Here is a 13,559-nt window from a genome sequence, read left to right on the forward strand (position 1 = left end):
GACCCTAGGCCGCGAGCATGACGGGTGCGGCGGTCGGCCGCTGCTCCGGGGTGTGTGCGGCCGGGTTGGTCCGGGTGGCGAAGACGTACAGCCGCAGGACGGCGAACCGGCCGATGCCCGCCAGGCCCGAGGCGCTGAGGTAGACGATCTGCTCGGTCCACGTCCCCGCCCCGGGCTGTACCAGGTGCAGGACCGCTGTCGCGAGGCCGGTGGCCAGATAGGCGGCGGTGGCCGAGCCGGCGGACTGCCAGTGCTCCCGCCACCCGGCGCGGCCCTTGGCGAAGGTGTAGCGGGCGTGCAGTTCGGTGCACAGGACGGTGGAGGCGAGGGTGACCAGTGCGTTGGACGCCGCCCAGGGCATGACCGTGGCCAGCAGGGTTACGGCGAAGCTGGCGAGGACCCCCACGCCGCCCCCGAAGACCACGAACCGCAGGAAGGACGCGAGCGGGCCGGGGGTGGCCGCGGTCGCCGTCTCGGGCGTCTGAGTGAGCGGCGACTGCGACTGCATGGCGGCGTCCTTCCAGGTGGCGGGTGGGGAGTCGGTCAGAGGCTGCGGGCGGTGATGTCGCCGTAGCCGGTGGTGGCGTGGATGGTGAGACCGGTGTCGCCGCTGTTGTGGAGCGAGTTGCTGATGCGGCCGTGTCCGGTCCCGGCGTCGAGGGCGGCGGAGACGCCGTGCGCGGCGCCGACGGTGATGTCTCCCTGCTCGGTGCGCAGGGTGAGGGTGCCGGTGACGGCCTCGGCGATCCGGACGTCACCGCGCTGGGTGCGGATCTCGGCGGTGCCGTTCAGCCGGCCGACGCTGACGTCTCCGTCGGCGAGGTTGAGGCGGACGCTCGCGGCCTCGTCGAGCTCGACCGGACCCTGAGCGCTGTCGTAGGCGACGTCACCGAGGCGTCCGACACCGCGCAGTTCGGCGGCGGCGGCCGTGGTCCGCACGTGGGAGCCGGTGGGCACGTGGACCGTGACCTCGATCGACCCGCTCGGACCGAGGAGGCGGTCCTTGGCCTCCGGCATCTCGATGCGCAGGACTCCGTCGCCGTAGGTGACTTCGGCCTGCTGGGCGGCCTTCACGTCGCGGTTCTTGTCGGGGTCGGCGGGGCGGACCTCGACGGTGGTGTCGGTGCGGTCGGTGGCGACGAGCCGGATACGGCCGGCGGGGATGTTCAGGACGGTGGTGATGGTGGAGGGGGTGTCGAACTTCTGCATCGTGAGCTCCTGCGGTTGCGTTGTCGCTGTTTCCGATGATGGAAAAGCTACGTTGCGTTCGAGGTTGCGGCAACTAGTTTGTTGCGTGCAAACGGCATTGCTGCAGCTAGATGCAGGTAAATCGTTGCGTTGGATTGGGTTTTAATGCAACGTCGGGTCGGTGAGTCGTTGCAATGACGGGAGGTGAACGCACTGAGGGCCGTCCGCTTCAAAGGAAGCGGACGGCCCTCAGGGGGAGCGAGCGGCTCTCAGGTCAGCCGAAAACCCCGGCAGCGGTCGCGGAAACGAACCGGGCGAAGCAGTCGGGGGTGACGGTGAGAACGCCGTGGGTGGGGTGCTTGGAGTCTCGGATGGCGATCAGGGGGGCGAGGTCTGCCACCTCGACGCAATCGCCGCCGGTGTCGCCGCTGTACGAAGACTTACGCCACGTCAGGTTGGTCTCCATACCGTTCCTCCATCACGCGGGCGATCAGTGCCGCCGAGTCGTCCACGGAGAGTGCGGCGGCCTGCAGATGATCGTATCGGACCGAACCTTCCTTGACGGCTTCAGGATTGGCCGTCATGTGCCCCTGTACGAAGTCCTCGGTGTAGACGATGTCCGGGTCGTTCTCGAAGCGGAGAAGATTGAACGAGCCCATCAGGCCTGTGTGGGCGCCCGCTTCGAAGGGCAGCACCTGGATTTCCAACCACCGGCGCTTTTGCATCGCCAGCAGATGCGCAAGCTGCTCCCGCATGATCTCCCGGGAGCCGACCTCTTGGTGCAACACCGCCTCGCTCAGCACGACCCACGTGACCGGAGGCTGCTCCCGCTCCAGGATCCGCTGGCGATCCAGCCTCGCCGCGACTTTGCCGTCGAGGTCGCCGTCGTCCCGCGTGCCGAACACCGCGCGGGCGTACTTGTCCGTTTGGAGAAGTCCGTACACCAACTGCGCCTGGTAGGTCGAGATATAAGCCGCCCTCGCCTCCATCTCCGCGTACGGCTGAAACCAACTGGGCAACTGGCTCCGCAGTACCAGCCCCACCAGCCGGCAGAACTCCCCGTCCGTCCCGAGCGCCGCGTCCACCCGCTCGGAGAACGCCCGCGTCGGAACCTTCAGCGTCGTTTCGATCTGGCCGATCAGTGACCCCGTGCAGAACAGGATCGACCCGAGCTGCGCCAGCGTCAGTCCCGCCGCCTCGCGCCTCCGGCGCAACTCGTAGCCGTAGTAGTCCAGCGGTGACGCGCTCGGATCAAGCTGCCGGACGTTCGCCATGATGACCACCTCCAATCACCGAGAGTAGCCAGAAGAGTGCATACAGGTACGGGAGTTGTGGAAAAGAAATCATGCAAGCGTGCTTGATTGATTCAGGGCCCGCTGCCATGCTCCCCCCATGGCCGACCCGACGCCCGTCTTCGACGACCTGCGCGCCGAAAGTGACGAACTCGATCTGTTGGTAGGGGAGTTGAGTCCTCAGGAGTGGGCCCGCCCCACTCCCGCTCCTGGTTGGACCATCGCCCACCAGATCGCTCACCTCGCCTGGACCGACCACGCCGCCCTGCTCGCCGCCACGGATCCCGACGCCTTCGGCAAGGAGGTCGAGAAGGCGTTCGCGGCGCCCGAGAGCTTCGTGGACGAGGGGGCCGAGGAGGGCGCCCGCAAGCCGCCCGCCGAGATTCTCGCGGGGTGGCGGCAGGGACGTAACGCCCTCGACCACGCCCTGCGCACCGCCCCCGCGGGGGCCCGGTTCCCCTGGTACGGACCGCCCATGGCCGCCGCCTCCATGGCCAGCGCCCGTCTCATGGAGACCTGGGCCCATGGTCAGGACGTCGCCGATGCCCTGGGTGTGGTCCGCACACCCACCGACCGGCTCCGGCATGTGGCCCGCATCGGGGTGCGCGCCCGCGACTACGCCTTCGGAGTGCGCGGCCTCACCCCGCCCGCCGAGGAGTTCCGCGTCGAGCTCGTCGGGCCCGGCGGCGAGACGTGGGTCCACGGCCCCGAGGACGCGGCTCAGCGCGTCACCGGACCCGGTCTCGACTTCTGTCTCCTCGTCACCCGGCGCGCCCACCGCGCCGACCTCGGCGTGCGGGCCGAGGGCGCGGACGCCGAGCGGTGGCTGGACATCGCCCAGGCCTTCGCCGGACCGCCCGGCGAAGGGCGCGCGGCCAAGGGAGACGGCCGGTGACCCTTCGTATCGGCAATGCCTCCGGGTTCTACGGAGACCGTTTCGACGCCATGCGCGAGATGCTCACCGGCGGCGAACTCGACGTGCTCACCGGTGACTACCTCGCCGAACTGACCATGCTGATCCTCGGGCGGGATCGGCTCAAGGACCCGGGCGCCGGATATGCCCGTACCTTCCTGCGGCAGCTGGAGGAGTGCCTCGGGCTCGCCCACGCGCGGGGCGTTCGGATCGTCGCCAACGCCGGTGGGCTCAATCCCGCCGGACTCGCCGCGGACGTAAGGGAGTTGGCCGAACGGCTCGGCATTCCGGTCCGGGTCGCCCATGTCGAGGGCGACGACCTCACCGCCTTCCACCCGGGCAGCCTCGCCGCCCACGCCTACCTCGGCGGCTTCGGGATCGCCGCCTGCCTCAGGGAAGGCGCCGATGTCGTCGTCACCGGGCGGGTCACCGACGCGGCTCTCGTCACCGGGCCCGCCGTCGCCCATTTCGGATGGGCCCCCACGGACTACGACCGGCTCGCCGGCGCCGTCGTCGCCGGGCATGTGCTGGAGTGCGGGACCCAGGCCACCGGCGGTAACTACGCCTTCTTCGGCAGCCGGCGCGATGACCTGCTCCGGCCCGGGTTCCCGCTCGCCGAGATCCACGACGACGGGTCCTGCGTCATCACCAAGCACCCCGGCACCGGTGGCTTCGTCGACATCGGCACCGTCACCGCCCAACTGCTCTACGAGACCGGCGGCGCCCGCTACGCCGGGCCCGACGTCACCGCTCGGCTGGACAGCGTCCGGCTCTCCGAGGACGGGCCCGACCGGGTGCGCGTCGACGGCGTCCGGGGCGAGGCTCCGCCGCCCACGCTCAAGGTCGGGGTCAACCGGCTCGGCGGGTTCCGCAACGAGGTCGTCTTCGTGCTCACCGGGCTCGACATCGAGGCCAAGGCCGAGCTGGTGCGCGCGCAGATGACCGACGCGCTCGCCAAGTCGCCGCCCGCCGAGGTGCGGTGGGAACTCGTCCGCACGGACCGGGCCGACGCCGGGACCGAGGAGACGGCCAGCGCGCTGCTGCGGCTGGTCGTGCGGGACGCGGACCAGGCCGTGGTCGGACGGACGTTGAGCGGCGCCGCCATCGAACTCGCCCTCGCCAGCTACCCGGGATTCCATGTGCTGGCGCCACCTGGGAAGGGCGCCCCTTATGGGGTCTTCGAGGATGTGTACGTCGCCCAAGGTTCCGTACCCCATGTGGCCGTCCTCCACGACGGGCGGCGGGTTCCTGTGGCCCCGCCCCACGACACCCTCGTCCTGGAAGCTCTGCCAGAGCCCCCTGCGCCCGAGCCCCTCCCGGCGCGGTCCACCACACGTGCTCCGCTCGGCCTGGTCGCCGGAGCCCGCAGCGGGGACAAGGGCGGGGACGCCAACGTGGGCGTATGGGTGCGGACCGACGAGGCCTGGCGGTGGCTCGTGCACACCCTCACCGTCGAGCGCTTCCGTGAACTCCTGCCGGAGACCGCCGGGTTGTCCGTCACCCGGCACGCCCTTCCCGAGCTGCGCGCCCTCAACTTCGTCGTCGAAGACATCCTCGGCGCCGGTGTCGCCGCTCAGCACCGCTTCGATCCGCAGGCCAAGGCGCTCGGCGAATGGCTGCGCTCCCGCCACCTGGACATCCCGGAGACCCTCCTGTGACGGTCATCAGCTCCGCCCTGGACACCGCGAGCCCCGACTTCCGGGCCCATCGCGAGGCCATGCTCGCCAAGCTCGGCGATCTGGACGCCGAACACGACAAGGCGCTCGCGGGGGGTGGTGAGAAGTACGTCGCGCGCCATCGCAAGCGCGGCAAACTGCTCGCCCGGGAGCGGATCGAGCTGCTCCTCGACCCCGACACGCCGTTCCTGGAACTGTCGCCGCTCGCCGCCTGGGGGAGCGAGTACGCCGTCGGCGCCTCGCTCGTCACCGGGATCGGGATCGTCGAGGGCGTGGAGTGCCTGATCACCGCGAACGACCCCACCGTGCGCGGCGGCGCCAGCAATCCCTGGTCGCTGAAGAAGGCGCTGCGGGCCAACGACATCGCCCTCGCCAACCGGCTGCCCTGCATCAGCCTGGTGGAGTCGGGCGGGGCGGACCTGCCGTCCCAGAAGGAGATCTTCATCCCCGGCGGCGCCATCTTCCGGGACCTCACCCGGCTGTCGGCCGCCGGGATCCCCACGGTCGCCGTGGTCTTCGGCAACTCCACCGCCGGCGGTGCCTACATCCCCGGCATGTCCGACCACGTGATCATGGTCAAGGAGCGTGCCAAGGTGTTCCTCGGCGGGCCTCCGCTCGTGAAGATGGCCACCGGCGAGGAGAGCGACGACGAGTCCCTCGGCGGTGCCGAGATGCACGCGCGCGTGTCGGGCCTCGCGGACTACTTCGCCGTGGACGAGCCGGACGCGCTGCGGCAGGCCCGGCGGGTCGTGGCGCGGCTCAACCACCGCAAGGCGTACGCGGATCCACCGCTCGCCGAGCCGCCCAAGTACGACGCCGAGGAACTGCTGGGGATCGTCCCCGGCGACCTGAAGGTGCCGTTCGACCCGCGTGAGGTCATCGCCCGGATCGTCGACGCCTCCGACTTCGACGAGTTCAAGCCGCTGTACGGCTCCAGCCTGGTCACCGGGTGGGCGGCGCTGCACGGCTATCCCGTCGGCATCCTCGCCAACGCCCAGGGCGTGCTCTTCAGCGAGGAGTCGCAGAAGGCCGCCCAGTTCATCCAGCTCGCCAACCAGCGCGACATCCCGCTGCTCTTCCTGCACAACACCACCGGCTACATGGTCGGCCAGGAGTACGAGCAGGGCGGGATCATCAAGCACGGCGCGATGATGATCAACGCGGTGAGCAACAGCCGGGTGCCGCATCTGTCGGTGCTCATGGGCGCCTCCTACGGCGCCGGGCACTACGGCATGTGCGGGCGGGCCTACGATCCGCGCTTCCTGTTCGCCTGGCCCAGCGCCAAGTCGGCCGTGATGGGTCCCCAGCAGCTCGCGGGCGTCCTGTCGATCGTCGCCCGGCAGTCGGCGGCCGCCAAGGGACTGCCGTACGACGAGGAGGCCGACGCGGGGCTGCGGGCCATGGTGGAGCAGCAGATCGAGTCCGAGTCGCTGCCCATGTTCCTGTCCGGGCGGCTGTACGACGACGGCGTCATCGACCCGCGCGACACCCGCACCGTCCTCGGCCTGTGCCTGTCCGCCGTCCACACCGCCCCCTACGAGGGCGCGCGCGGCGGCTTCGGCGTCTTCCGGATGTGAGGTCTTCAGTGATCAGCACTCTCCTCGTCGCCAACCGTGGCGAGATCGCCTGCCGTGTCTTCCGCACGTGCAGTGAGCTGGGAATCCGGACGGTCGCCGTGCACTCGGACGCCGACGAGAACGCCCTCCACGCGCGCGTGGCCGACGCGGCGGTACGGCTGCCCGGGGCCACGCCCGCCGAGACGTATCTGCGCGGGGATCTGATCGTGAAGGCCGCCGTCGCGGCCGGCGCGGACGCCGTCCACCCCGGCTACGGCTTCCTCTCGGAGAACGCCGACTTCGCGCGGGCCGTCCTGGACGCGGGCCTGGTGTGGGTCGGGCCGCCCCCGGAGGCGATCGAGGCGATGGCGTCCAAGACGCGCGCGAAGGAGCTGATGGGGCTCGCGCCCCTGGGCGAGGTCGCGGAGAGCGACCTGCCGGTACTCGTGAAGGCGGCCGCGGGCGGCGGCGGGCGCGGGATGCGGATCGTGCGCCGTCTGGAGGAGCTGAGCGCCGCGCTGGAGGGCGCGCGTGCCGAGGCCGCGAGCGCGTTCGGCGACGGCGAGGTCTTCGTCGAGCCCTACCTGGAGCGCGGCCGGCACGTGGAGGTGCAGGTGCTCGCGGACGCGCACGGCACGGTGTGGGCGCTGGGCACGCGCGACTGCTCCCTCCAGCGCCGCCACCAGAAGGTGATCGAGGAGGCACCGGCGCCCGGGCTCTCGGACCGGCTCGCCCAGGAGCTGCACGCGCTGGCCGTACGCGCCGCACGCGCCGTGCACTACGTCGGCGCCGGCACCGTCGAGTTCCTCGTCGCCGACGACCAGGCGCACTTCCTGGAGATGAACACCCGCCTCCAGGTCGAGCACCCCGTCACGGAAGCCGTCTTCGGCATCGACCTGGTCGCCCTGCAACTCGCCGTCGCGGAAGGGCACGCCCTCGACCCCGAGCCGCCCCACGCGCGTGGCCACGCCGTCGAGGCCCGCCTCTACGCCGAGGACCCCGCGAGCGACTGGGCCCCGCAGACCGGCACCCTGCACCGGCTCGCCGTACCGGACGGCGTCCGACTGGACACCGGCTACGTTGACGGCGACGAGATCGGCATCCACTACGACCCGATGCTCGCCAAGCTGATCGCCCACGCCCCCACGCGCGCGGGCGCCCTGCGCAAGCTCGCCGGCGCCCTGGAGAGGGCCACGGTCCACGGCCCGGTCACCAATCGCGACCTCCTCGTCCGCTCCCTGCGCCACGAGGAGTTCACGACGGCCCAGATGGACACCGGGTTCTACGACCGCCACCTCGCGGAGCTGACCGAGCCCGCCCCCGACCCCTACGCGCCCCTGGCCGCCGCGCTCGCCGACGCCCGCCGCACCGGCTCCCGCTTCGGCGGCTGGCGGAACCTGCCGTCCCAGCCGCAGACCAGGCGCTACGCCACGGCGGGCGAGGAGCACGAGGTCCGGTACCGGCACACGCGCGACGGCGGCCTGGAGTCGGAGGGCGTGCGTGTCGTGCACGCCGGCACGGACCTCGTCGTCCTCGAAGCGGACGGTGTGCGGCACCGGTTCGAGGTGGCGCGGTACGGCGACCAGGTCCACGTCAACGCCACGACCCTGACGTCCCTGCCCCGCTTCCCCGATCCGACGGCCCAGCACGCGCCCGGGTCCCTCCTGGCCCCCATGCCCGGCACGGTCGTCAGGGTCGCCGAGGGACTCGCCACGGGAGCCGCCGTACGGGCCGGAGAGCCCCTGCTGTGGCTGGAAGCGATGAAGATGGAGCACAAGATCACCGCACCGGTCACGGGGACGCTCAGCGCTCTCCACGCCGTCGTCGGCCACCAGGTCGCCGTCGGAGCTCTGCTCGCCGTCGTAGAGGAGGACCAGGACCAGTGAGCGCCACCTTGGAAACCGAGGAACACAAAGACCTCCGAGCGGCTGTGGCCGCCCTCGGCAAACGCCACGGCCGCACCTACGACCGCGAGGCCCTCTGGGCGGAAGCGGCCAAGCTCGGCTACCTCGGCGTCAACCTGCCGGAGGAGTACGGAGGCGGAGGCGGCGGCATCGCCGAACTCTCCATCGTCCTGGAGGAACTGGGCGCCGCCGGCTGCCCTCTGCTCATGATGGTCGTGTCCCCGGCCATCTGCGGCACGGTCATCGCCCGCTTCGGCACCGAAGAACAGAAGCGGCTCTGGCTGCCCGCCCTCGCCGACGGCACCCGCACCATGGCCTTCGGCATCACCGAACCCGACGCCGGTTCCAACAGCCACCGCATCACGACGACCGCCCGACGCGACCCGGACACCGGGGACTGGCTCCTCACCGGCCGCAAGGTCTTCATCTCCGGCGTCGACATCGCGGACGCCACCCTCATCGTCGGCCGCACCGAGGACGCCCGCACCGGCAACCTCAAGCCCTGCCTGTTCATCGTCCCGCGCGACGCCGAAGGCTTCTCGCGGCGGCGGATCGACATGGAACTCAACGCCGCCGAGAAGCAGTTCGAGCTGACCCTGGACGACGTACGGCTGCCCGCCGAGGCGCTCGTCGGGGACGAGGACGCGGGCCTGCTCCAGCTGTTCGCCGGACTCAACCCCGAGCGGATCATGACGGCCGCGTTCGCCATCGGCATGGGCCGCTACGCCCTCGCGCAGGCGATCACGTACGCCCGCGAACGGACCGTCTGGAAGGCCCCCATCGGCGCCCACCAGGCCATCGCCCACCCCCTCGCCCAGGCGCACATCGACCTCGAACTCGCCCGCCTGATGATGCAGAAGGCCGCGTACCTGTACGACGCCGGCGACGACGTCGGCGCGGGAGAGGCGGCCAACATGGCCAAGTACGCGGCCGGAGAGGCCTGTGTGAAGGCCGTCGACCAGTCCGTGCACACCCTCGGCGGGAACGGCCTCACGCGGGAATTCGGGCTCGCGTCATTGATAACTGCCGCACGCGTGGCTCGTATTGCTCCGGTGAGCCGGGAGATGATTCTCAACTACGTCTCCCACCAGACCCTGGGTCTGCCCAAGTCGTACTGACCGGCACAGCGTTGTGCGAGGAGGAACCATGTTCCGCAGCGAGTACGCAGACGTACCCCCCGTGGACCTGCCCATCCACGAAGCGGTCCTGGGCGGTGCCGCCGCCTTCGGCGACACGCCCGCGCTGATCGACGGCACCGACGGCACCACCCTCACGTACGCGCAGGTGGACCGGTTCCACCGCAGGATCGCCGCCGCGTTCGCCGAGGCCGGGATGCGCAAGGGCGACGTCCTCGCCCTGCACAGCCCGAACACGGTGGCCTTCCCGACCGCGTTCTACGCCGCCACGCGCGCGGGGGCCTCGGTCACCACCGTGCACCCGCTCGCCACGCCCGAGGAGTTCGCCCGGCAGCTCGGCGACAGCGGCGCCCGCTGGATCGTCACCGTCTCACCGCTGCTGGAGGCCGCCCGGCGGGCCGCCGAGCTGGCGGGCGGAGTCGAGGAGATCTTCGTCTGCGACAGCGCGCCCGGGCACCGCTCGCTGATCGACCTGCTCGCCTCCACCGCCCCCGAACCGCAGATCGACATCGACCCGGCCGAGGACGTCGCCGCGCTGCCGTACTCCTCGGGCACCACCGGGGTGCCCAAGGGCGTGATGCTCACCCATCGGCAGATCGCCACCAACCTCGCCCAGCTCGATCCGGCCGTCCCCGCGGCCCCCGGCGACCGGGTCCTCGCCGTCCTGCCGTTCTTCCACATCTACGGCCTGACCGCCCTGATGAACGCACCCCTGCGCAAGGGCGCCACCGTCGTCGTCATGCCCCGCTTCGAGCTGGAGACCTTCCTCGCCGCCATCCAGAACCACCGCATCAACGCGCTGTACGTCGCCCCGCCGATCGTCCTCGCCCTCGCCAAACACCCCGCGGTGGCCGACTACGACCTGTCGTCGCTGCGGTACCTGATCTCCGCCGCCGCCCCCCTCGACGCCCAGCTCGCCGCGGCCTGCTCGGCGCGTCTGAACCTGCCGCCGATCGGCCAGGCGTACGGCATGACGGAACTCTCCCCGGGCACCCACGTCGTCCCCCTGGACGCCATGCGAGCGGCGCCCCCCGGCACCGTCGGCAGGCTCATAGCCGGCACCGAGATGCGGATCGTCTCCCTCGACGACCCCGGCAAGGACCTCGGCGTCGGCGAGCCCGGGGAGATCCTCATCCGGGGCCCCCAGGTCATGAAGGGCTACCTCGGGCGCCCCGACGCCACCGCCGCGCTGATCGACGCGGACGGCTGGCTGCACACCGGGGACGTCGGCCATGTCGACTCCGACGGCTGGCTGTTCGTCGTCGACCGGGTCAAGGAACTCATCAAGTACAAGGGCTTCCAGGTGGCCCCGGCCGAGCTGGAGGCGCTGCTGCTGACCCACCCGGGCATCGCCGACGCCGCCGTCATCGGGGTCTACGACGACAACGGCAACGAGGTCCCCCGCGCGTACGTGGTACGCCAGCCGTCGGCCGGTGACCTGTCCGAAGGAGAGGTGATGATGTACGTCGCCGAACGCGTCGCCCCCTACAAGCGGATCCGCCAGGTCGCCTTCATCGACGGCGTGCCCCGGGCCGCCTCCGGGAAGATCCTCCGGCGCGAACTCAGGGAGCGGACGTGAGTCTCGTCGGCCGCACACGCGCGCGTGGCGTGGAGACGCTGAGCCTCGACTCGCCGGACAACCGCAACGCCCTGTCCGCGGCTCTGGTCGCCGAACTCGCCGACGCGCTCGCCGACTGCGCCAAGGACGCCGACGTCCGCGCGGTCGTCCTCACCCACACCGGCAACACCTTCAGCGCCGGCGCCGACCTGCGCGACCCACCCCACCCGGACGCGCTGGTCGCACTGCTGCGGCGGATCGTGGAGCTGCCCCGGCCCGTCGTCGCGCGGGTCACCGGCCACGTCCGCGCGGGCGGCCTCGGCCTGCTGGCCGCCTGCGACATCACCGCCGCCGCGCACACGGCGAGCTTCGCCTTCACCGAGGTGCGCATCGGAGTGGCGCCCGCGGTCATCTCGCTGCCCCTGCTGCCGCGCACGGACCCCCGGGCGCTCGCCCGGTACTACCTCACCGGCGAGCGCTTCGACGCCCCCGAGGCGGCCCGTATCGGCCTGCTGACGGCCGCGGGGGACGACGTGGACGCCGTACTGGAACCCGTCCTCGACGGCCTCAGGCGCTCCGCCCCCGAGGCCCTGGCCGAGACGAAGCGACTGCTCACGGCTAGGGTGCTGGAGTCATTCGACCGGGACGCGGCCGACCTCACCGCGCTCTCGGCCCGGCTGTTCTCCTCGGCACAGGCCCGGGAGGGGATGACGGCCTTCCTGGAACGACGGGATCCCGCATGGGTGGTGTGAGTACGGCATGGGTGGTGTGAGTACCGCGGAACGCGACGGCGTGCCCGACCGCTTTCCCAAGCAGGACCGCAGCCGGGCCACCCGGCAGCGGCTCCTGGAGGCCGCCGTGTCCTGCCTCGCCGAACACGGCTGGGCGGGCTCCACGGTGCTGGTGGTCGCCGAACGCGCGGGCGTCTCCCGGGGCGCGGCGCAGCACCACTTCCCCACACGGGAGGACCTGTTCACGGCCGCCGTCGAATACGTCGCCGAAGAGCGGTCCACAGCCCTGCGCGCCCTGTTCCCGCAAGGAGCGGCGGGCGACCGGCGGGCGGTGGTCTCCGCCCTGGTCGACCTCTACACCGGCCCGCTGTTCCGGGCGGCGCTGCACCTGTGGGTCGCCGCCTCGAACGAGGAGCAGCTGCGCCCGCGCGTGACCGAACTCGAGGCGCGCGTCGGGCGCGAGACGCACCGGATCGCCGTCGAACTGCTCGGCGCGGACGAGTCCGAGCCGGGCGCCCGGGAAACCGTGCAGGGACTGCTGGACATGGCCCGGGGGCTGGGGCTCGCGAACCTGCTGACGGACGACGAGGGGCGCCGCAAGCGGGTGGTGGACCAATGGGCCGCGTTGCTGGACCAGGCCCTCACGGACTGAGCCGCACCGACCAGGGCCCTCAGGGAGCGAGCCGCTCCACCCGCCAGCTCCCGTCCGGCTGGGTCACGTACCGCAACCGGTCGTGCAGCCGGTTCTCGCGGCCCTGCCAGAACTCCACCGTCTGCGGGGCCACCCGGAAACCGCCCCAGTTCGGCGGCACGGGCACCTGCTCGCCCTCGGGGTAGCGGGCGGCCAGCTCGGCGTAGGAGGCGTCCAGATCGGCCCGGGTGGCGATCACCGAGGACTGCTCGCTGGCCCAGGCGCCGAGCTGGGAGCCGTGCGGGCGGGTGCGGAAGTAGGCGGCCGTCTCGTCGCGCCCGGTGCGCCGCGCGACGCCCTGGACGATGACCTGGCGGGCCATCGGGTGCCAGGGGAACAGCAGCGAGACGTAAGGGTTCTCCGCCAGGTCGCGGGCCTTGCGGGAGTCGTAGTTCGTGTAGAACACGAACCCCTGCTGGTCGAACTGCTTCAGCAGCACCGTGCGGGAGCTGGGTCGGCCCTCGGCGTCCGCGGTGGACACGACCATGGCGTTCGGTTCGAACAGGTGTGCCTCACTCGCGGCCTGCTTGAACCAGCGCGCGAACTGCTCCACCGGGGTGGCCGGCAGCTCGGTCTCGGCGAGGCCCGCTGCCCGGTACTGCTTGCGCATCGCGGCGGGGTCCGGCGGTACGGCGTCTGGTGCGGCGTCTCGGTCGGTCACGCGGTCATCTTGCCGTATGCGCCGCGCCCGTTCGGCACGGTGTCCTTCATCACTGCGTGGCACTCAGTGCCGCAACCACTCCCCAAAGGTGGCACTCGGGGATATCGTTCTGATGCCGTTCCGGTTGGGTGACCGCCAGCCGCACGGGGCATCACAGGGGTACCGCCCAGGACCGCGAGTCCGTCAGAGCCACGACCGCGGATCCACCGGGCGCAGAGTCGTTCCCACCGCACCGGACACGGTCCGCATCATC

The 13,559-nt window shown here is 71.4% G+C and carries 13 protein-coding genes; 8 read left to right on the forward strand and 5 right to left on the reverse strand.

The window, feature by feature from the left end:
• Positions 1-4: 4 nt before the first annotated feature.
• The 4 genes from ACWDRW_RS02970 to ACWDRW_RS02985 form a co-directional block, all read right to left on the reverse strand.
• A complete protein-coding gene (locus ACWDRW_RS02970; protein WP_451719174.1) occupies positions 5-508 on the reverse strand; it encodes a hypothetical protein in 504 nt (167 codons plus the stop codon).
• A gap of 35 nt (positions 509-543) precedes the next feature.
• On the reverse strand, positions 544-1,209 hold the full coding sequence (locus tag ACWDRW_RS02975) for a DUF4097 family beta strand repeat-containing protein (RefSeq protein ID WP_451719176.1): 666 nt from the start codon (positions 1,207-1,209) through the stop codon (positions 544-546).
• A gap of 253 nt (positions 1,210-1,462) precedes the next feature.
• On the reverse strand, positions 1,463-1,654 hold the full coding sequence (locus ACWDRW_RS02980) for a DUF397 domain-containing protein (RefSeq protein ID WP_451719178.1): 192 nt from the start codon (positions 1,652-1,654) through the stop codon (positions 1,463-1,465).
• The gene (locus tag ACWDRW_RS02985) at positions 1,629-2,462 is read right to left on the reverse strand and encodes a helix-turn-helix domain-containing protein (RefSeq protein ID WP_451719564.1); all 834 of its coding nucleotides are present in this window, start codon (positions 2,460-2,462) and stop codon (positions 1,629-1,631) included. The genes ACWDRW_RS02980 and ACWDRW_RS02985 overlap by 26 nt, the downstream gene beginning before the upstream one ends.
• A 118-nt stretch (positions 2,463-2,580) precedes the next feature.
• Here ACWDRW_RS02985 and ACWDRW_RS02990 point away from each other — a divergent pair, with 118 nt between their 5' ends.
• Genes ACWDRW_RS02990 through ACWDRW_RS03025 form a run of 8 tightly spaced genes read left to right on the forward strand, consistent with a single transcriptional unit; the run spans position 2,581 to position 12,606 of the window.
• Positions 2,581-3,375 carry a TIGR03084 family metal-binding protein gene (locus ACWDRW_RS02990; protein ID WP_451719181.1) on the forward strand — a complete coding sequence of 265 codons (795 nt, stop codon included), beginning with the start codon at positions 2,581-2,583 and terminating at the stop codon, positions 3,373-3,375.
• A complete protein-coding gene (locus ACWDRW_RS02995; RefSeq protein WP_451719184.1) occupies positions 3,372-5,051 on the forward strand; it encodes an acyclic terpene utilization AtuA family protein in 1,680 nt (559 codons plus the stop codon). Before ACWDRW_RS02990 ends, ACWDRW_RS02995 begins: the two co-directional genes overlap by 4 nt.
• Positions 5,048-6,646, forward strand: a complete 1,599-nt coding sequence (locus ACWDRW_RS03000) for an acyl-CoA carboxylase subunit beta (RefSeq protein WP_451719187.1) — start codon at positions 5,048-5,050, stop codon at positions 6,644-6,646. Before ACWDRW_RS02995 ends, ACWDRW_RS03000 begins: the two co-directional genes overlap by 4 nt.
• Positions 6,647-6,654: 8 nt before the next feature.
• Entirely contained in the window at positions 6,655-8,511 is a 1,857-nt protein-coding gene (locus tag ACWDRW_RS03005; protein ID WP_451719189.1) for an acetyl/propionyl/methylcrotonyl-CoA carboxylase subunit alpha, read from the forward strand.
• Positions 8,508-9,647 (forward strand): acyl-CoA dehydrogenase family protein, encoded by a 1,140-nt coding sequence (locus tag ACWDRW_RS03010; protein ID WP_451719192.1) that lies wholly within the window; start codon positions 8,508-8,510, stop codon positions 9,645-9,647. Before ACWDRW_RS03005 ends, ACWDRW_RS03010 begins: the two co-directional genes overlap by 4 nt.
• Before the next feature lie 28 nt (positions 9,648-9,675).
• On the forward strand, positions 9,676-11,244 hold the full coding sequence (locus ACWDRW_RS03015; protein WP_451719195.1) for a 4-coumarate--CoA ligase family protein: 1,569 nt from the start codon (positions 9,676-9,678) through the stop codon (positions 11,242-11,244).
• On the forward strand, positions 11,241-11,975 hold the full coding sequence (locus tag ACWDRW_RS03020; protein WP_451719197.1) for an enoyl-CoA hydratase family protein: 735 nt from the start codon (positions 11,241-11,243) through the stop codon (positions 11,973-11,975). Before ACWDRW_RS03015 ends, ACWDRW_RS03020 begins: the two co-directional genes overlap by 4 nt.
• A gap of 7 nt (positions 11,976-11,982) precedes the next feature.
• Positions 11,983-12,606, forward strand: a complete 624-nt coding sequence (locus tag ACWDRW_RS03025; protein WP_451719198.1) for a TetR/AcrR family transcriptional regulator — start codon at positions 11,983-11,985, stop codon at positions 12,604-12,606.
• 19 nt (positions 12,607-12,625) lie between these two features.
• Here the strand turns inward: ACWDRW_RS03025 and pdxH are convergent, their stop codons facing one another.
• The gene (pdxH, locus tag ACWDRW_RS03030) at positions 12,626-13,306 is read right to left on the reverse strand and encodes a pyridoxamine 5'-phosphate oxidase (protein ID WP_451719201.1); all 681 of its coding nucleotides are present in this window, start codon (positions 13,304-13,306) and stop codon (positions 12,626-12,628) included.
• Positions 13,307-13,559 lie beyond the last annotated feature (253 nt).

Source organism: Streptomyces sp. NPDC003635 (assembly GCF_053587635.1).

Coding starts and splice junctions, on each gene's coding strand:
- ACWDRW_RS02970 (WP_451719174.1), bottom strand. CDS start 508: ATGCAGTCGCAGTCGCCGCTCACTCAGACGCCCGAGACGGCGACCGCG.
- ACWDRW_RS02975 (WP_451719176.1), bottom strand. CDS start 1,209: ATGCAGAAGTTCGACACCCCCTCCACCATCACCACCGTCCTGAACATC.
- ACWDRW_RS02980 (WP_451719178.1), bottom strand. CDS start 1,654: ATGGAGACCAACCTGACGTGGCGTAAGTCTTCGTACAGCGGCGACACC.
- ACWDRW_RS02985 (WP_451719564.1), bottom strand. CDS start 2,462: ATGGCGAACGTCCGGCAGCTTGATCCGAGCGCGTCACCGCTGGACTAC.
- ACWDRW_RS02990 (WP_451719181.1), top strand. CDS start 2,581: ATGGCCGACCCGACGCCCGTCTTCGACGACCTGCGCGCCGAAAGTGAC.
- ACWDRW_RS03015 (WP_451719195.1), top strand. CDS start 9,676: ATGTTCCGCAGCGAGTACGCAGACGTACCCCCCGTGGACCTGCCCATC.
- ACWDRW_RS03025 (WP_451719198.1), top strand. CDS start 11,983: ATGGGTGGTGTGAGTACCGCGGAACGCGACGGCGTGCCCGACCGCTTT.